The organism is Thiomicrolovo sp. ZZH C-3, from assembly GCF_054862725.1.
Genome location: NZ_JBTKXX010000001.1, coordinates 1,387,798 through 1,404,962 on the forward strand (window position 1 = coordinate 1,387,798; position 17,165 = coordinate 1,404,962).

Below are 17,165 nucleotides of genomic sequence, written 5' to 3' on the forward strand. Positions count from 1 at the left end.
TGTGCCATGTACTCTTTTTTCCTAGACAAACCAGTGCTCCGCGTAAGTTTCATTCAGATCGATATGCAACGACCCGTACCCCGGCAGCGTTTGGATGATCTCGTCGCCCCGGGTGATCTCGAATCGCAGGTGGAAGACATCGAGCCCGATGAACCCCTCCCGCGACAGCGCCAGTTCCGGGCGCTCGTCGAAGGCGAAAGTGAGCCGCTTGTCCTCCTGCGCTTTGGCCATCGGCAGTTCGATCCGGTGGCCGTTCTCCTCGATCGTCACGACGAGCATACACCCCTTGGCGCGCAGCTGATCGGTATCGCCGTCAAAGGCGAGGTAGACCTGCTGCTCATCGTGCCCGTAGTGGATCTTCTCGACGGGACCGCGGACACGGTCCATCGTCGAGTACCCCTTGCTTTCATCGACGGTACCGCTGCCCAGCCACTCGAAGAAGCTCGACTCTTTCCCGTCGATGACGGGTGAGACCGCGCTTTGCGGATAGGTGAGGAAGGCGTCGCGCCCCTTCTGGGAGATGATCGGGTCGAAGAGGTCTGCCGGAGGCTGCATCCCCAGCAGGCGGTAGATGGCGATGAGGTGGTCGCGGAAAAGCGCATCGAACTCCTCGGCGAAGTCTGTCGCGTGGTCGTCGCCGTACCACCAGAACCAGTCGCTGCACTCGGCGGCCAGGAAGTGGAAACGGATCTTTTCCGCCGTCGCCGCGTCGACCCTGCCCCCGTGATGATCCGCATCGCGTCGGGTCTGGTAGATCAGTTCCCATGCACGGTTCTTCTCGGCGTGACCGCTCCAGGTGTCGAAGTTGCCGTAGATCCAGCTTCCCGGCGCAAGGTGCGGCAGCGTCGGCTGGCCTACTTGCAGTGCCACCTCGTTCATCGTCACCGTTTGCACGGCGCTGCTGCTTTTGAGGCGGGCATAGAGTGCCGTAAAGAAGTCGTAGGCGTTGTTTTCAAAGAACTCCCAGGCATTCTCCCCGTCCAGGATGACAAAGACGGTGCGCTCGGCTTTGCCCGCGGCGATACCGCCGACGGAACGGATAAAATGCTCCGCCGCTTCGTCCGCCGGCTTGAAACGGTAGGTAAACCCGATGAGGTCGCTGAGCCCGTGGTCGCGGAAGCCGATGGTGACGCCGTCGAAACGGTAGGGGCTGTAGAGGTGCTCGCGGGCGTCGTTTTTGAGTGAGCGGAAGAGGATCTCCTCGTCCGTCGCGATCCACTTGAGCCCGTGCACCCGGTAGATGCCGACGCTGCGCTCGTCTACCGCGCCCTCCGCCGGCCAGAAGCCGACGGGGTCGGTGCCGAACGTCTTTTGATACAGGGCGATCGCGCGGCGCACCTGCTCCACCGCGTCCGCCTCCAACGAGAGCGGGTTGGCCGGCAGTGTCGTATGCGGGTTGGCCTTTTTGGCATTCCCGACGTCGAGCAGCAGTGGCAGGATGGGGTGGTTGTACGGCGTGGTCGAGACGGCGATCGTCCCCGCTTTCTGCAGCTGTGCGTAAAACGGAAGGATCGTTGCGACGAAGGCCGTCAGCTCCTCGAGCAGCGCATGCTTGTCCCGTTGGGAGTAGGCATCGTGCTGCGCCAAAAGCTTCTGGACCACGCTGCTGTGCTGGCGCAGGTAGTTGCCGCACCAGGCCAGCATGAAAAGCACCTGCAGCTCCAGCAATTGGGCGTGGCTGTAATCGTCGCGGTGGAAAAGTGCCGCATAGCGCGGCAGCGGCCGCACCATCGTCTCGAACTGTGTCGACTTGCACATCTTGACCATCCAGGTGCGTTCGCTCTCCTCGAGCTGATCCGTCGGCTTGATCCAGAGCGCCAAAAAGGCGTCATTGGCAAGCGGGTCACTGTAGAGGTTCAGCTGTTCGATCAGCGGCGGGGTGACGTTGAACGTCGCTTTAAGCCCCGGGAATCGCGTCAGAAGCCACGGCATCTCGTAGTAGTCTTTGATGGCATGCAGGAACACCCACGGCATCGTCATCACACCGCTGCTGTCCCGGTAGTCGGGCTGGTGCATGTGCCAGATAAACGCGAGGTTCAGCGGTGCAGTGTTCATTATGCTTTGGCCCACTCCGCGATCTTGGCCGTATATTCGGCCAGGATCTCCTCGCCGCGTGCGTCCGATTCCGCCTGGATATAGAGGTTGAGGCTGTCGCTGTACTGGTCCGGGATCATCAGGATCCAGTCATTGGCATCGAGCCAGATCTTTACCCCGTCGAGGGTCGAGGCGTCTTTGCCCTTGGCATCTTCCAGGAAACGGCGCATCATCTTGCCCTTGTGGGACTGGCTGCACGGGGCCTGGGCCGCCTTGTAGAAGAACTTCGGCAGTGACGCGATCAGGTCGGAGAGCTTGACGTCGAACTTGATCATCAGCTCCAGGATCTTCAGCGTCGCGAACATGCTGTCGCGGTGCGTCGCGAAGGCGGTAAAGGCGAAGTTCCCCTCCCCCGTCGCCACCAGGTCGTACCGGCGCATCTCCTCCGCTTTGAAGTTCGCGTACTGTCCCCGCTCGATCTCGAGGGCGTCGAAGTAGACGATGTCCGCTGCCCAGGTCGGCAGGAAGACTCTCATCTTCTGCCCCCGTTCGCGTGCTTCCATGTTCAGCAGCGACAGAACAACATAAAGGGCCGTCTGCTTCTCGAGCACCTTCCCGTCATCACACATCATGTCCAGCCGCTGGCCGTAGGGGTAGACCATGAAACCGGCGTCAAGCTCCATCGACTTGATCACGGCGCTCAGGTCGCTGACGGAGCGCTTGATCAGGGTGTTGATGTTCGCCAGGCGTTTCTCATCGGCATAGGCGTTGAAGATGATGTTGTCCACTTCCATGTCGCGCAGGATGTCCGGGTAGACCTCGTAGCCCATCCCGTGCATGACGTCCACGGCGATGCGGCGGCCGCTGCGCTTGAAGAGATGGGTATCGAAGAGGTGTTCCATCTGCTTCTGGTAGGCCGCGTACTCTTTGGCGTGGTCCGATTCGAAGATCTGTCCGATCTGGGAGAAGTCGACCCGGCGGAAATTCTCTTTGAAAAAGGCCTTCTCCACCTTCTTCGCCACATCGTTGTTGATCCGCAGCGCTTCATGGTTGTAGAAGGTGATGACCGTGCTGGTCGGGTCGTCGATCAGCTGACGGAAATAGACCCCCGCGACAACATGCTTGTCCACGGAGAGACTGCAGCGCAGGACCGAAGAGGGGATCCCGTTGTAATCTTTGACGTTGACACCCGAGGAGAGCAGCCCGCCGACGAAGGCGCGCTTGAGCATCCGCGACCCCTTGTTGTAGTCCCGGGCCATAACGACCGTCGAACCGATAGGCAGCTGGGCGCCGAAGGCCTCGGCAAGCTTGGTCGCCATCTCGCAGGAGAGCTCGACGTTGGACTTCCCGATAACGTAGCCGTTCTCGAAAATAGAGTTCTTGTAGCGGCTCCCGAAGATGACGCTGCGGCTGACGATGGCGGCATCTTCGATCACCTTGTGCGGCCAGATCGTGACATCCTTCTCGACGGTGACCAGCTGGCCGATCTCGCACTCTTCGGCGAGGATCATCCCCGCCTTCGCCGTGACGTTCTTGCCGATCTTGTTGTCGTTACAGATGACACAGCCGTCAAAGAGGGCGCGTTTGTCGACCTTGACCCGTTCCCACAGCACGCTGTTGCGGATCTTGCTCTCTTTGCCGATCTCGCACTCGTCGCCGACGACGACGTTGTTGAGCTTTGTGCCTTTGCCGACCGTGACATTTTGGCCCAGGACAACCGTCCCGATGATCTCGACGCTGTCGTCGAGTTCATAAGGCGCTTCGCTGTAGAGCACACCGTCGGGATACTGCTGGCGGACCGGCGGCATTTTGACTTCCACCCGTCCGCCGAGGATATCCTCGTAGACATCGCGGTAGCTCTCCGGGTTACCGACGTCGCGCCAGTACCCTTCGGCGTTCCCGGCCATCAGGGGCACCCCTTCGCGCATCAGCAGCGGGAAAAGGTCCTTGGCAAAGTCGAAGTTCTCATTGCTCGGAATATAGGAGAGGATCTCCGGTTCGATGACGTAGATCCCCGTGTTGATCGTATCGCTGAAGACCTCGCCCCAGCTCGGCTTTTCAAGGAACTTCTCGATCCGTCCCTCTTCATTGGCGATCACCACCCCGAACTCCAGGGGGTTTTCGACGGACGTGAGTGTAATCGTCAGCTTGGAATCTTTCTGCGCGTGGTAATCGAAGATCTTCTTGAAATCAAAATCGGTCACAAGGTCACCGCTGATGATAATGAAGTTATCGTCGCCGATATGCTCCTCGGCCAGTTTGACCGCTCCCGCGGTCCCGTAATCGTCATCGGGCAGGACGTAGGTGATATTGATCCCCAGGTGACTACCGTCTTTAAAATAGTCCCTGATGATATCCGGCTTGAAATAGAGCAGGACAATAAACTCGGTGATCCCGAGATCCTTCAGGGTCATCATCGTGTGTTCCATCATCGGACGGTTCACGATCGGCAGCATCGGCTTGGGACGCGAATGGGTTAACGGCTGGATCCTCGTTCCAAACCCACCTGCCATAACAACGGCTTTCATACACTCTCCTCACAATATAAATCAACCCCTCCGTTTAACGACCGGTAAGGCGGTTACGTCGTCCTTGGTGCTTCAGAGTTCAAACGGCATTCAGAGCTCCAGCAGCGCGTTGTGGCTGCCGAACGGCGAAGGGACCGTTGTACAGTCCCCCTCCGCCATCCAGGCACCGTCGCCGCTTTTATAGCCGAATTCATAAGTACTGCCGGCAGGTAATACCTTCGTCAGATAGAACTCGCCGTTCTTCTTCTGCTTCATCGGTTCATCCGACCAGTCGTTCCAGGCACCGCATAACGCTACCGTTTCCATCCCCATCTCGGGAGCCACTGTAAACGTAACCCAGACTTTTTGTCCGTTCTGTTTTTTTCTGATCATTACCCACCTCTTATGTTTTGAAATGTGCTTTTAGGATTCTACTACAAAATAGTATGCAAAACAGATTACGAAGTGGTTGCAATTTAATCAATAGGCTCCTGTATGCAGTCTTTATGGGCACTCTGACTCTAAGTATCTTTTTGCTACAATTAATAGAATTACGCAACAAAAGGTACTAGTATGCAAATCGATGACGCCCTGCTTAGCCGTCTGGAAAAACTCTCGATGCTCAAAATCGATGACGCCCACCGCGAAGAGGTGATCGGTCAACTCAGTGAGATTGTCGCCTTTGTCGACAATCTTAGCGCACTTGATACGACTGACGTCCCCGATACCTTCGCCATGACCGCAAATGCGACGCAACTGCGTGAAGATGTTCCCAACTGCAACACCGCCGTCAACGACGACATCCTCGAACATGCTCCGCACAGTGACGAGCACTTCTTTATCGTTCCGAAGATTATCGAATGATAACTGTCTACGGCATCAAAAACTGCGACAGCGTGAAAAAAGCCCTCGCTTTTTTTAAAAAGCACGCCATCGACTACACCTTCGTGGATTTCAAAACGGATCCCGTCGGCGAAACGGAAGTCGACCGCTGGCTGTCACAGGGTGCCGAGATGCAGCAGCTTTTCAACACCCGGGGGACGACCTACCGCACCCTGAAACTCAAAGAACTGAACCTTGATGATGCCGGGAAACGCACCTGGCTCACAAAAGAAAACCTGTTAATAAAACGCCCTGTTGTCGAAACCGGAAATCATGTTATAATCGGTTTCAATGAACCCCTCTACGAAGGAGAATTTCTCTCATGAGTCAGACCCTGGATATCCGTAAACTATTAAAAAGTGTCGTTGCCTACAATGCATCGGACCTTCACCTCGTTTCCCGTTCCGAACCGCAGATCCGTATCGACGGGCGCCTGGTCGCACTGAACCTGCCCGTCCTCGACGGCAAAACGATTGAGGATATGTCCTACTCCCTGCTGACAGAGAAACAGAAGAAAGAGTTCGAAGAGAACAATGAACTCGACTTCGCGATCCTGTTGCCCGAAGTCGGCCGTTTCCGTGCGAACTACTATAAGACGATGGGCGATATCGCCTGCGCCTTCCGTATCATTCCGATCGAGATCCCGAGCCTGGACGATCTCAACGCCAAGCCGATCTTCAAAAAGCTCGTCAAACGCGAAAAAGGGCTGATCCTCGTTACCGGTCCGACCGGTAGCGGTAAGTCCACGACGCTCGCCGCGATGCTCAACGAGATCAACGAAACGGAAAACCGCCACATTATCAGTGTCGAGGACCCGGTCGAATTCGTCCACACCAACAAGCAGTGTCTCTTCTCCCACCGTAACGTCGGGACCGACACCGCCAACTTTGCCAACGCGCTCAAATACGCGATGCGTGAAGACCCGGACGTCATCCTGGTCGGGGAGATGCGTGACAAGGAGACCATCGCCGCGGCGCTCACCGCCGCCGAAACCGGTCACCTCGTTTTCGGTACCCTGCACACCAACTCCGCGCCGCAGACGATCAACCGTATCATCGACGTCTTCAGCGGGGACGAGCAGCCGCAGATCCGCGCGCAACTCTCGACGTCCATCATTGCCATTATCGCCCAGGCGCTGCTGCCGCGTCTCGGCGGCGGCCGTGTCGCCGCCCAGGAGCTGATGATCAACATCCCGGCGATCGCCAACCTGATCCGCGAAGACAAGGTCCACCAGCTCTACTCCCAGATGCAGCTTAACCAGCAGGAGACCGGCATGGTCACCCAGACCCAGGAGCTCTTCGACCTGGTACGCAAACGCGTCGTCTCCAAGCAGGACGCCATCCAGTGGTCCAACCGCCCGGATGAACTCATCAAGGCGCTCGACGCCGCCGCGCTCTAAGCGCACCGCTCCGCACATCCCCGTTCGGGGAAAAATCACGTAATACTTTCTTGGAATTGTCTTGAATCTGAAAATTGCCGCAGTGTAGATTTGTGTAATGGTTAAGTGCGGTTTATACCTGAAGGTACTTCCTTCGGTCGCCTGCACGCGCCCTGAAAGAAGTGCCCTTGGGGTGCGCCCTGAAAGAAGTGCTCTCGGAGTGTGGGCTTCCTGCCGAGGATGAAGCTTGCGGAATTCCGCAACAAAGTGAGGACAAAACCCAGTGTTAAGGTGAGAAGCGTCAGCGGATGCAAACTGCTTTGCATCTGTAGCTTCGGAACCGGAGGCATTGTGCCGGAGCACTGCCGAAGGAGGCCGAGGCCCGGATGCCGTAATTAAAAATTAGCTACGGGCAGCTTTGAGGGTATCGGCGATGAGGAACGCCAGTTCGAGGGACTGGTCCGCGTTGAGGCGCGGGTCGCAGTGGGTGTGGTAGCGGCTGTTGAGATCCTCTTCGGTGATCTGGAACGCCCCGCCGAGACACTCGGTAACGTTCTTGCCCGTCATCTCCAGGTGGACGCCGCCGCCGTAGGTCCCTTCGGATTTGTGGACCTGGAAGAACTCTTTCATCTCGGTGAGGATATCGTCGACGCGGCGGGTCTTGTAGCCGTTGCCGGACTTGATGATGTTGCCGTGCATCGGGTCGCAGCTCCAGAGCACCTTCTTGCCTTCACGCTCGATCGCGCGGATCAATTCCGGCAGGTGGTCGCCGACCTTGCCTGCACCCATGCGCACGATGACGTTGATGCGTCCCGCTTCGTTCTCCGGGTTGAGGGTATCGCAGAGCTTGAGCAGATCCTCGGTCGTCATGGACGGACCGGCCTTGAACGCCAGCGGGTTCTTGACGCCGCGCAGGAACTCGACGTGTGCGCCGTCGACCTGGCGGGTACGGTCGCCGATCCAGAGCATGTGCGAGGAGACGTCGTACCAGTCGCCCGTCAGGGAGTCCTGGCGGGTAAAGGCCTCTTCATAGTTCAGCAGCAGCGCTTCGTGGGAGGTGAAGTAGTCCGTTTCACGCAGGGTACGGTAGCTCTGCGACGTCACGCCGCACGCCTCCATAAAGCGCAGGGACTGCTCGATCTGTGCGGCGAAGGCTTCGTACTTCTCCGCCATCTCCGTCTGCTTGACAAAATCGAGGTTCCACTTGTGGACCTGGTGCAGGTCCGCCATCCCGCCCGAAGCGAAAGCGCGCAGCAGGTTCAGCGTCGGTGCCGCCTGGTGGTAGGCGTGGATCATGCGTTCCGGGTCCGGGACACGGGCCTTCTCGGTAAATTCGATGCTGTTGATGATATCACCGCGGTAGCTCGGCAGCGTGACGCCGTCGACGGTCTCCGAGTCCGAAGAGCGCGGTTTGGCGAACTGTCCGCCCATGCGCCCGACTTTGACGACCGGCAGGCCGCTGGCAAAGCTCATCACGACCGCCATCTGCAGCATCACTTTGAAGGTGTCGCGGATATTGTCGGCATGGAACTCGGAGAAACTCTCGGCACAGTCACCGCCCTGGAGCAGAAAAGCCTTCCCCTCGGAGACCTGGGCCAGCTGGGACTTGAGATTGCGCGCTTCGCCCGCGAAGACCAGCGGGGGATAACGCCGAAGCTCGGCTTCGACCCGTTTCAGATGATCCTGATCCGGATAGGTCGGTTGCTGCTTGATCGGAAAACTTCTCCAGCTCGATGGTGACCAGTTGCTCATGGCTCTACATACCTTATAATCAATTTTGAGCGGGAATCATACATCAGGAAGCTTTAACAGGGGGTTAATAACGGTGCCGGGGCCTCCTGTCAAGCTTTTTTTAGTGAGAGTTGTTTATAATTCTTCTCAATTTCAAAACGGGCGTTCTGAATGGATTTCAACTACTTCGACCTGGTCGTCTCCGTCATCATCCTGCTGCTTGGCCTCAAAGGCATCCTCAACGGCTTCTTCAAAGAGCTTTTCGGGCTGATCGGCATTGTGGGCGGTATCTTTGTCGCTTCGCGGGTCAGCGGCGAGGTCGGCGGCTTCCTCAGCGACAATATTTTTCATTTTGAAAGCCCTTCGCTGATCAGCTTCTCGGGTTTCCTGCTCACCCTGGCGCTCTTCTGGCTGGCCATGGTCGGCCTGGGCCACCTTTTCAAACGCCTGGGCGCTGCCAGCGGCCTCGGTGCCCTTGACCGCATCGCCGGTTTCATCTTCGGAAGCGGGAAGTTCTTCCTGATCGCGGCCGTGATCGCCTACGCCCTCAACAACGTCGTCACCATTCGCGACAACATCAAAGAGCCCCTCGAGGGGAGCATCCTCTTCCCGATTCTCGTTGAAACGGGCGGCTATATCATGCACCTCGACACCGAGAGCCTTCAGCCGGCAGCCGCGCCGAAAAATGAAGCAAACGACACCGGGATCTCCCTCGAACGGGCCGGCGAGATCATCGATACGGTAAAATCGCAGCTGAAGGAGAAGACACAATGAGCCATTCAAACGACTTCACCGCCAAGACGATCGAGTACGAACAGCTCCTCGAGGACTTCAAACAGCTGCTGAAAAAGAACGGGCTGAAGTTCACGATCCAGCGCGAGGTGATCCTCGAGACGCTCTACAACTCCGACGAGCACCTGACCCCCGAAGCGCTGCACAAGAAGATCCAGGAGAACTACCCGGACCTCAAAACGGGGATCGCGACGATCTACCGTACCCTGGGGCTGCTGGAGAACGAGGACATCGTCACCTCCCTCTCCTTCGGCGCCCAGGGCAAAAAGTACGAACTGGGGGCCAAGGAGCACCACGACCACATGATCTGCACCGAATGCGGTTCCATCACCGAGTTCGTCGACGCGGAGATCGAAAAGCGGCAGCACGCCATCGCCGACGCACTGGGCTTCCTGATGAAAGACCACTCCATGCAGATCTACGGGATCTGCGCCGAGTGCCAGAAGAAATCCAACACCTAACAGAGGAGCACGCTATTGTCTTTTTTTGACAACAAATATATCCAGCAACGTATCGAAAAAGCCGAAGCGCTCAAGGCGGCAGGCATCAACCCCTACGCCAACGACTCGGCGCGCAATACGACCATCGACAAGTTCCTGAACGTCAACTCCGACCTGGCGCACAGCGAAAGCAAACGCGACGAGAACCGCCGCTACTGCGTTGCGGGGCGCATCAAGTTCTTCCGTATCATGGGGAAGGCAAGCTTCGTCAAGATCGAAGACGAGAGCGCCATGCTGCAGATCTACGTCACCCGTGACAACCTGCCGGAGGGCTTCTACAACGAGGTCTTCAAGAAGCAGATCGAGGTCGGTGACATCATCGAAGTCGAGGGCTTCCCCTTCGTCACCAAGCAGGGTGAGCTCTCCCTGCACGTCGACGCGCTCAAACTCCTGACCAAGGCGATCGCACCGCTGCCGGAGAAGTTCCACGGCCTCACCGACAAAGAGATGCGCTACCGCCAGCGCTACCTCGACCTGATCATGAACAGCGAAGTGCGCAAGACCTTCAAGATCCGCAGCCAGATCATTTCACTGACACGCCGCTTCTTCGAGGACAAGGGCTTTCTCGAGGTCGAAACCCCGATGATGCACCCCATCGCCGGCGGTGCCAACGCCAAGCCATTCGTCACCCACCACAACGCGTTGGGCGTCGACCGCTACCTGCGTATCGCCCCGGAGCTCTACCTCAAGCGCCTCATCGTCGGCGGCTTCGAGGCGGTCTTCGAGATCAACCGCAACTTCCGCAACGAGGGGATGGACGCGACGCACAACCCTGAGTTCACCTCCATCGAGTTCTACTGGGCCTTCAAGACCTACAAGGACCTTATTGCGCTGACGAAGGAGTACTTTGAATACCTCTTCGACCACCTCAACCTGCCGACGCGGCTCCCCTACGGCGAAATGGAAGTCGATTTCTCCAAGTTCACGGAGATCCCGCTGGTCGACTCGCTGAGCCAGATCGGCGGCGTGCCGGAGATCATCGTCCACGACAAAGAGAAGATGCTCGTCTACCTGCGCGAAAACGGCTTTGAAGTGAGTGACAGCCTCAATGTCGGCCAGCTCCAGGGCGAGATGTTCGACGCCTTCGTCGAGGACAAACTGATCAACCCGACCTTTATCACCATGTACCCGGTCGAGATCTCCCCGCTGGCGCGCCGCAACGACGCCAACCCCGCCCTCACCGACCGTTTCGAGCTCTTTATCGCGGGGCGCGAGATCGCCAACGCCTTCAGCGAGCTCAACGACCCCATCGACCAGCTCGGCCGTTTCGAGGGACAGCTCGAAGCCAAAGCCGGCGGCGACGAAGAGGCGCATGAGATGGACGAGGACTTTGTCCGCGCGCTCAGCTACGGGATGGCGCCGACCGCCGGCCAGGGGATCGGTATCGACCGTCTCGTCATGCTGCTGACCAACGAGCACTCCATCCGCGACGTGCTCCTGTTCCCGGCGATGAAGCCGCTGAAACACGAGACCAATCAATCTAACGACGGAGAAGACGCAAACGAACCTGACGTAGACTTGAGCGAGATTTAGAGAAGAAAAACATGAGTGCGGTTCACCTGCACGCGGGCACCCCGAGGGTATTTCTTTCAGGGCACACCGCCGAGGTGAACACAGCGTTAGCGTAGGCAGCCGGACTTTGTTCGGATGCCGTATAAAACAAATCAACAAAGAGGAAAAAAATGAGCTTTCTGCAAGAGTTTGACAACGAAGTCTATGCCCTGTGTGAAAAAGAGCTGGAGCGTCAGACCGACCACCTTGAGATGATCGCTTCCGAGAACTTTACCCTGCCGGCCGTCATGGAGGCGATGGGTTCCGTTTTTACGAACAAATACGCCGAGGGTTACCCGCAAAAACGCTACTACGGCGGTTGTGAATTCGCCGATGCCGTCGAGCAGCTGGCCATTGACCGCGCCTGCGAACTCTTCGGCTGTAAGTTTGCCAACGTCCAGCCCCACGCCGGGAGCCAGGCGAACGGCGCCGTCTACGCCGCGCTGATCAAAGCCGGCGACAAGATCCTCGGGATGGACCTGAGCCACGGCGGTCACCTGACCCACGGTGCAAAGCCGAGCTTCTCGGGCAAGAACTACCAGAGCTTCACCTACGGTGTCGAACTCGACGGCCGCATCAACTACGAGCGCGTCATGGATATCGCGCGCATTGTCCAGCCGAAGATCATCGTCTGCGGCGCTTCCGCCTATGCCCGTGAGATCGACTTCAAGAAGTTCCGTGAGATCGCCGATGAAGTCGGTGCGATCCTCTTCGCGGACATCGCCCACATCGCCGGTCTCGTCGCCGCCGGTGAGCACCCGAGCCCGTTCCCGTACGCCGACGTCGTCACGACGACGACACACAAGACCCTCGCCGGACCGCGCGGCGGTCTCATCATGACCAACGACGAAGATATCGCGAAGAAGATCAACTCCGCGATCTTCCCGGGGCTGCAGGGCGGACCGCTGGTCCACGTCATCGCCGCCAAGGCCGTCGGCTTCAAGTACAACCTCTCCGAAGAGTGGAAAGCCTACGCGAAGCAGGTTAAGTCCAATGCGAGCGTCCTCGCCGACGTCATCATGAGCCGCGGCTACAAGGTCGTCAGTGACGGTACGGACAACCACCTCGTTCTCGTCTCCTTCCTCGACCGCGAATTCAGCGGGAAAGACGCGGACGCGGCACTGGGCCGTGCGGGCATCACCGTCAACAAGAACACCGTGCCGGGCGAATTCCGCTCACCCTTTGTCACCTCCGGTATCCGTATCGGTTCCCCCGCACTCACCTCCCGCGGGATGAAAGAGGAGCAGTTCGAGATCATCGCCAACCGCATCTGCGACGTCCTCGATGATATCGAGAACGAAGCCAAGCAGGCGGAGATCAAAGCAGAGCTCAAAACCCTCGCCCAGCAGTTCGTCATCTACTCCCAGCCGACGTATTGATGGACAGAGAGGCCCGTTTTTTCGAACGGATCGTCCGGACCCACTACTGGCAGAAGATGCCGGAAGTGGCCGAGCAGATCCCCTTCGGGAACCGCACCTTCTTTTCAAAATACAAACAGATCGCCGCCCCGCTGAGCGATGCGCTGATCAACGCGCACCGCGCCGGGCAGCTCACCCTGGCCCACCCCCTTGTCGACGATGACGGTAACGTCCCTTTTATCGTGATCGACTACAACGGCGACGCGGCAAAGCACTTCTACCACCATGCGGGAAAGGTCCTCGCCGGACTGGGCTACGAAGACCTTGTCACCTTCCGCTCTGCCACCCCGCAGCACCTGCACCTCTACATTCCCTGCGGCAACGCTTTACAACAGGCCGTTGAAATGGGTAAAATCATTTCCCAAAAACTGGAAGAGAAAATGAACCGGCAATGGCGGGTCTTCCCGACCGATACCCTGCCCGATGCCTACAACATCATCAATCTTCCCTACGCCCTGTTTACACCCGGCGGCAGCAAAGGAGCTCAGCATGCCTGACGAACACCACAACGAACTCAACGATATCATCCTCAACCGGAGCGCGCGGGACGGTACCCGCAAGAAGATGCTTATCGGAGTCGGATCGCTGGTGATCGTCGCCATCGTCATCATCGTGATCATGGGACGTATGAGCGGTTCCGCGCCCGTACAGGTCGCCCATCCCGAACTCGTCTCCCGGCCCGTCGCGGCACCGGTCACGCCTCCGGCGAGCGTCGATGCACCGGCTGAAACGGCCGAAGCAGCGGAACCGGAACCGGTTCCCGAAACGCTCGACGAACCGGCGTCGGCCCCCGAGATCGCCAAACCGGTGCCGATCGCACAGAGCGACATCATCGTCATCGATGAGACGGCACCCGAAGTCGCACCGGCACCGGCCCCCGCACCGGTCGTGAAGCCCAAACCGGCTCCGGCACCGACGCCCGCACCCGCCGTCGCAGGCCACCCTGCACCGGGTGACGTCTACATCCAGGTCGGCTCGTTCAGCCGCTACAAGCCCAACCGCACCTTCCTGGACAACATCAAGCGCAACGGGTACGACTATACCTTCCACCGTGTCGTCATCAACGGCGCGACGACCAACAAGGTCCTCGTCGGTCCGTTCAAAAACCGCAGCGACGCCAAAGCGCGCCTGCAGGATGTCCGCCGCAAGATCGAATCCGGCGCGTTTATCTATACCATCAAACCGTAAGAAGCGAGAGTCATGTTCCACCACACCCAGTTTATGCTCGATCAGTTCGCGCCGATCGCGCTCTACCAGAAACTCAAAAACGCTTTCGCGGACGAGATCACCTTCCTGTTCGAGAGTGCCGGCGGCAGCGGCGGCAAGAACAGCATCGTCCTGATCGGTGCGCGCGAGCGGCTGCAGTACCGTGAGGGTGAGACCCGCTACACGAACGCCGCGGGCGAAACGGAAGTGTCCGCGACCTCCCCGTTCGACTTTCTCAAGTCCTACTATGCCGCGATAGACACCGCCCCCTACAAGGCGGTCTGCAAAGATCTCGACATCGGCTACGCCGACGGCTTCATCGGCTACATCGGCTACGACATGGTCAAGGTGTTCGAACCGGTATTGAAAACCTACATGGAGAAGCTCGACGACCCCATGAAGGTGCCCGACCTCGACCTGATCCTGCCCAAGCTCGTCGTCGTCTACTCCCACCAGAACCACAAGGTCACCCTGCTGACGACGCTAGACGCGATGGCGGAGCGCTTCGGCACCCTTGAGGCCGAGATCAAAGGCGAGTACGACTACACGCCCCTCGTACCGATGCGCAATGACGAAGGGGGAAGTTTCGCCTTTACGAAGGAGCGCTTCTTCGAGATGGTGGCGGACTCCAAGGAGATGATCAAGAGCGGCGACGTCTTCCAGATCCTGATGACGAACCGCTACACCCGCACAGCGAATGTGGACCCTTTCAGCTTCTACCGCATCCTGCGCACCAAGAACCCCTCGCCCTATATGTATCTGCTGGAGTACGAAGATTTCGCCATCGTCGGCAGCTCCCCGGAGGTCATGGTGCGCCTGCAGGAGAACGAACTGCTGCTGCGCCCCATCGCGGGAACGCGCAAACGCGGCGACACCAAAGAGCGCGACCGCGAGCTTGAAGAGGAGCTCCTCGCCGACCCCAAAGAGCTCGCCGAGCACCTGATGCTCATCGACCTGGGCCGCAACGACATCGGCCGCGTCGCCAAGACGGGGACAGTCAAGGTCGAGGACATGATGCACATCGAGCGCTACTCCCACGTCATGCACATCGTCAGCGACGTCACGGCCGAACTGCGCGACGACAAGGATATGTTCGACCTCTTTATGGCGACCTTCACCGCCGGGACCATGACCGGGGCGCCGAAGATCCGTGCCATGGAGCTTATCGCCCAGTTCGAAGGGCTCAAACGCGGCTTCTACAGCGGGGCCATCGGCTACTTCGGTTTCGACGGCAATATGGACAGCGCCATCACGATCCGTACCTCCCTCGTCAAACCGGGCGAGGTGATCCTGCAGGCGGGCGCGGGCATCGTCGCCGACTCCCAGCCCGAGCTTGAATACCTCGAAGTCCAGAACAAACTGGGAGCACTCATGAGTTCCCTGGAGGACCTGAAGTTTTGACCCCCGCCCTCTTCGCCATCTTCGGCGATCCCGTCCACCACTCCCGCTCACCGCTGATGCACAACCACGTCTTCAAGCGCCTGGAGTTTCCCGGCTGCTATACGCGGGTGCACCTCTCCGACGGTGCAAAACTCCGCAAGACCTTCTTCGACCTGGGGCTTCGGGGCGCGAACATCACCGTGCCCCATAAAGAGGCCGCCTTCGATGCCTGCGACGAGATCCGCGGTTTCGCCCGGGAGGTCGGCGTCGTCAATACGATCATCAACGAGAACGGGAAACTCATCGGTTACAACACCGATGCCGACGGGTTCCTCTTTGCCATCCGCAATTTTGAGAACGTCAACGACGTCCTGATCCTCGGCGCGGGCGGCACGGCGCGGGCGTTGGCATCGCGGCTGCGGCAGGAAGGCAAAACGGTCCACCTGCTTAACCGCTCCGCGGGCCGCCTCGCCCCCTTCGCCGCCGACGGCTTTACCACGATGACCTGGGACGATTTCACCCCCAAAGCGTACGACCTCGTCGTCAACACGACCTCGGCCGGGCTCGAAGACGACAGCCTCCCCGCCCCCGAAGCGCTCCTGCTCCCGCTGCTGCAGCAGAGCCGCTACGGAGCCGACGCCATCTACGGCAAAGTGACACCGTTTCTCGCGCTGTGCGCCGATCACGGTCTGCGCGCCATCGACGGTGCCGAGATGCTCCTGGGCCAGGGGGTCCTGGCCAACCGCTTCTTCACGGAAGAGCGCTACAGTGCCGAAACCATCGAAGAGGTGATGCGTGAAAGTTTCGCTTTTTAAACGCGCGCTCCTGCTGCTCCCGCTGCTCGGCACCACCCTCTTTGCCTACAGCGACTGCGCCTTCAGGCTGGACGCCTACGAAGCGATCTGCAAAAAGGCCGTCTCCAAGGGCGTCAGCATCGACTACGCCAACCGCTACCTGCTCGACCCCCAGACGGCCCTGCGCGACGGCAAGAGCCTGCGCCTTTTCAGCCCGAAAATGATCAAGGTCCACCACGCCAACGAGAAGCGCGCCAACAACGCACTGGTCACCTTCGTGCCCGCCATGGTCGAGAACCTGCGGCAGTACCGCGCCGCCTACGACGAGGCCGAGAAACGTTTCAAGGTCAACCGGGAGGTCATCGCCGCCATCCTCGCCAAGGAGACCCGGCTGGGGCGTTTCCCATCCAAGCACGACGCCTTCACCGTCTTTAACACCCTGATCCGCGAACTCCCCGGCACTACCCCGCGCAACAAAAGCCTCCTCGCCATGGCCGAACGCAACATCGTCTCGCTGATGCGGTTTTGCTACGCCAACGGTATCGCCCCGGCCGAATGCCGCTTCAAAAGCTCCTACGCCGGGGCCGTCGGCATCCCCCAGTTCATGCCGCAGAATTTCTATCTTATCGAACGCTACGGCGAAGGGACGGGCGACCTGGAACGGATGGAGGACGCTATCCTCTCCACCGCGCGCTTTTTGAATGAAAATGCAGCCTTTACGGCACTGATTGACTGGAAGAAGTTCCCGGAGATGCCGACGGTGGAATCGGCGTGGTACGACTACGATTTCGCCAACGACAACGCCTCCTTTGCCTTCGACAAGGGGCGCAACGGCCGCACCTACAACTGTTTCGCCTGCCAAAAACCTGAGCTGGATTACCTCGCCGTCTACGTCAAGAAGATCATGCGCTACAACAACTCCAGCAACTACGCCGTCGGCGTGCTGCGGCTTGCCTACGACGCGCATCTTTTACTGCAGAAATAAAACGGTA

16 protein-coding genes are annotated in these 17,165 nt (G+C 58.9%); 12 read left to right on the forward strand and 4 right to left on the reverse strand.

The window, feature by feature from the left end:
* Positions 1-21: 21 nt before the first annotated feature.
* The 3 genes from ACXWTF_RS07110 to ACXWTF_RS07120 all read right to left on the reverse strand — a co-directional run bounded on the left by ACXWTF_RS07110 (position 22) and on the right by ACXWTF_RS07120 (position 4,934).
* Entirely contained in the window at positions 22-2,055 is a 2,034-nt protein-coding gene (locus ACXWTF_RS07110; protein WP_461714306.1) for a glycoside hydrolase family 57 protein, read from the reverse strand.
* On the reverse strand, positions 2,055-4,562 hold the full coding sequence (locus ACXWTF_RS07115) for a sugar phosphate nucleotidyltransferase (protein WP_461714307.1): 2,508 nt from the start codon (positions 4,560-4,562) through the stop codon (positions 2,055-2,057). Before ACXWTF_RS07115 ends, ACXWTF_RS07110 begins: the two co-directional genes overlap by 1 nt.
* Positions 4,563-4,652: 90 nt before the next feature.
* Positions 4,653-4,934, reverse strand: a complete 282-nt coding sequence (locus ACXWTF_RS07120; protein WP_461714308.1) for an early set domain-containing protein — start codon at positions 4,932-4,934, stop codon at positions 4,653-4,655.
* Between the two features lie 180 nt (positions 4,935-5,114).
* On the opposite strand from ACXWTF_RS07120, the gene gatC reads away from it, so the two are divergent.
* The 3 genes from gatC to ACXWTF_RS07135 are packed head-to-tail and all read left to right on the forward strand — an operon-like array spanning position 5,115 to position 6,822.
* Complete coding sequence (gene gatC, locus ACXWTF_RS07125; protein WP_345984383.1) at positions 5,115-5,405, forward strand: Asp-tRNA(Asn)/Glu-tRNA(Gln) amidotransferase subunit GatC; 291 nt, start codon at positions 5,115-5,117, stop codon at positions 5,403-5,405.
* Positions 5,402-5,749 carry an arsenate reductase family protein gene (locus ACXWTF_RS07130; protein WP_461714309.1) on the forward strand — a complete coding sequence of 116 codons (348 nt, stop codon included), beginning with the start codon at positions 5,402-5,404 and terminating at the stop codon, positions 5,747-5,749. The genes gatC and ACXWTF_RS07130 overlap by 4 nt, the downstream gene beginning before the upstream one ends.
* A complete protein-coding gene (locus tag ACXWTF_RS07135; RefSeq protein WP_461714310.1) occupies positions 5,746-6,822 on the forward strand; it encodes a type IV pilus twitching motility protein PilT in 1,077 nt (358 codons plus the stop codon). The genes ACXWTF_RS07130 and ACXWTF_RS07135 overlap by 4 nt, the downstream gene beginning before the upstream one ends.
* Positions 6,823-7,203: 381 nt before the next feature.
* Here ACXWTF_RS07135 and ACXWTF_RS07140 read toward each other — a convergent pair whose 3' ends face one another.
* Positions 7,204-8,553, reverse strand: coding sequence for a class II 3-deoxy-7-phosphoheptulonate synthase (locus ACXWTF_RS07140; protein WP_461714311.1), 1,350 nt, complete (start codon positions 8,551-8,553; stop codon positions 7,204-7,206).
* 150 nt (positions 8,554-8,703) lie between these two features.
* On the opposite strand from ACXWTF_RS07140, the gene ACXWTF_RS07145 reads away from it, so the two are divergent.
* The 9 genes from ACXWTF_RS07145 to ACXWTF_RS07185 all read left to right on the forward strand — a co-directional run bounded on the left by ACXWTF_RS07145 (position 8,704) and on the right by ACXWTF_RS07185 (position 17,158).
* Positions 8,704-9,306: a CvpA family protein gene (locus ACXWTF_RS07145; protein WP_461714312.1), complete on the forward strand. Its 603-nt coding sequence runs from the start codon at positions 8,704-8,706 to the stop codon at positions 9,304-9,306.
* Positions 9,303-9,785, forward strand: coding sequence for a Fur family transcriptional regulator (locus tag ACXWTF_RS07150; RefSeq protein ID WP_461714313.1), 483 nt, complete (start codon positions 9,303-9,305; stop codon positions 9,783-9,785). The genes ACXWTF_RS07145 and ACXWTF_RS07150 overlap by 4 nt, the downstream gene beginning before the upstream one ends.
* Before the next feature lie 15 nt (positions 9,786-9,800).
* Complete coding sequence (gene lysS, locus ACXWTF_RS07155) at positions 9,801-11,357, forward strand: lysine--tRNA ligase (protein ID WP_461714314.1); 1,557 nt, start codon at positions 9,801-9,803, stop codon at positions 11,355-11,357.
* 149 nt (positions 11,358-11,506) lie between these two features.
* Positions 11,507-12,754, forward strand: coding sequence for a serine hydroxymethyltransferase (locus ACXWTF_RS07160; RefSeq protein ID WP_461714315.1), 1,248 nt, complete (start codon positions 11,507-11,509; stop codon positions 12,752-12,754).
* Entirely contained in the window at positions 12,754-13,290 is a 537-nt protein-coding gene (locus ACXWTF_RS07165; protein ID WP_416768199.1) for a DUF1882 domain-containing protein, read from the forward strand. Before ACXWTF_RS07160 ends, ACXWTF_RS07165 begins: the two co-directional genes overlap by 1 nt.
* The gene (locus tag ACXWTF_RS07170; RefSeq protein WP_461714316.1) at positions 13,283-13,981 is read left to right on the forward strand and encodes an SPOR domain-containing protein; all 699 of its coding nucleotides are present in this window, start codon (positions 13,283-13,285) and stop codon (positions 13,979-13,981) included. Before ACXWTF_RS07165 ends, ACXWTF_RS07170 begins: the two co-directional genes overlap by 8 nt.
* A 12-nt stretch (positions 13,982-13,993) precedes the next feature.
* Positions 13,994-15,400 (forward strand): anthranilate synthase component I family protein, encoded by a 1,407-nt coding sequence (locus ACXWTF_RS07175; protein WP_461714317.1) that lies wholly within the window; start codon positions 13,994-13,996, stop codon positions 15,398-15,400.
* The gene (locus ACXWTF_RS07180; RefSeq protein ID WP_461714318.1) at positions 15,397-16,194 is read left to right on the forward strand and encodes a shikimate dehydrogenase; all 798 of its coding nucleotides are present in this window, start codon (positions 15,397-15,399) and stop codon (positions 16,192-16,194) included. The genes ACXWTF_RS07175 and ACXWTF_RS07180 overlap by 4 nt, the downstream gene beginning before the upstream one ends.
* A complete protein-coding gene (locus ACXWTF_RS07185; RefSeq protein ID WP_461714319.1) occupies positions 16,175-17,158 on the forward strand; it encodes a lytic murein transglycosylase in 984 nt (327 codons plus the stop codon). The genes ACXWTF_RS07180 and ACXWTF_RS07185 overlap by 20 nt, the downstream gene beginning before the upstream one ends.
* The last annotated feature ends 7 nt before the right edge of the window (positions 17,159-17,165 follow it).

Coding starts and splice junctions, on each gene's coding strand:
- ACXWTF_RS07110 (WP_461714306.1), bottom strand. CDS start 2,055: ATGAACACTGCACCGCTGAACCTCGCGTTTATCTGGCACATGCACCAG.
- ACXWTF_RS07115 (WP_461714307.1), bottom strand. CDS start 4,562: ATGAAAGCCGTTGTTATGGCAGGTGGGTTTGGAACGAGGATCCAGCCG.
- ACXWTF_RS07120 (WP_461714308.1), bottom strand. CDS start 4,934: ATGATCAGAAAAAAACAGAACGGACAAAAAGTCTGGGTTACGTTTACA.
- gatC (WP_345984383.1), top strand. CDS start 5,115: ATGCAAATCGATGACGCCCTGCTTAGCCGTCTGGAAAAACTCTCGATG.
- ACXWTF_RS07130 (WP_461714309.1), top strand. CDS start 5,402: ATGATAACTGTCTACGGCATCAAAAACTGCGACAGCGTGAAAAAAGCC.
- ACXWTF_RS07135 (WP_461714310.1), top strand. CDS start 5,746: ATGAGTCAGACCCTGGATATCCGTAAACTATTAAAAAGTGTCGTTGCC.
- ACXWTF_RS07140 (WP_461714311.1), bottom strand. CDS start 8,553: ATGAGCAACTGGTCACCATCGAGCTGGAGAAGTTTTCCGATCAAGCAG.
- ACXWTF_RS07145 (WP_461714312.1), top strand. CDS start 8,704: ATGGATTTCAACTACTTCGACCTGGTCGTCTCCGTCATCATCCTGCTG.
- ACXWTF_RS07150 (WP_461714313.1), top strand. CDS start 9,303: ATGAGCCATTCAAACGACTTCACCGCCAAGACGATCGAGTACGAACAG.
- ACXWTF_RS07160 (WP_461714315.1), top strand. CDS start 11,507: ATGAGCTTTCTGCAAGAGTTTGACAACGAAGTCTATGCCCTGTGTGAA.
- ACXWTF_RS07165 (WP_416768199.1), top strand. CDS start 12,754: ATGGACAGAGAGGCCCGTTTTTTCGAACGGATCGTCCGGACCCACTAC.
- ACXWTF_RS07170 (WP_461714316.1), top strand. CDS start 13,283: ATGCCTGACGAACACCACAACGAACTCAACGATATCATCCTCAACCGG.
- ACXWTF_RS07175 (WP_461714317.1), top strand. CDS start 13,994: ATGTTCCACCACACCCAGTTTATGCTCGATCAGTTCGCGCCGATCGCG.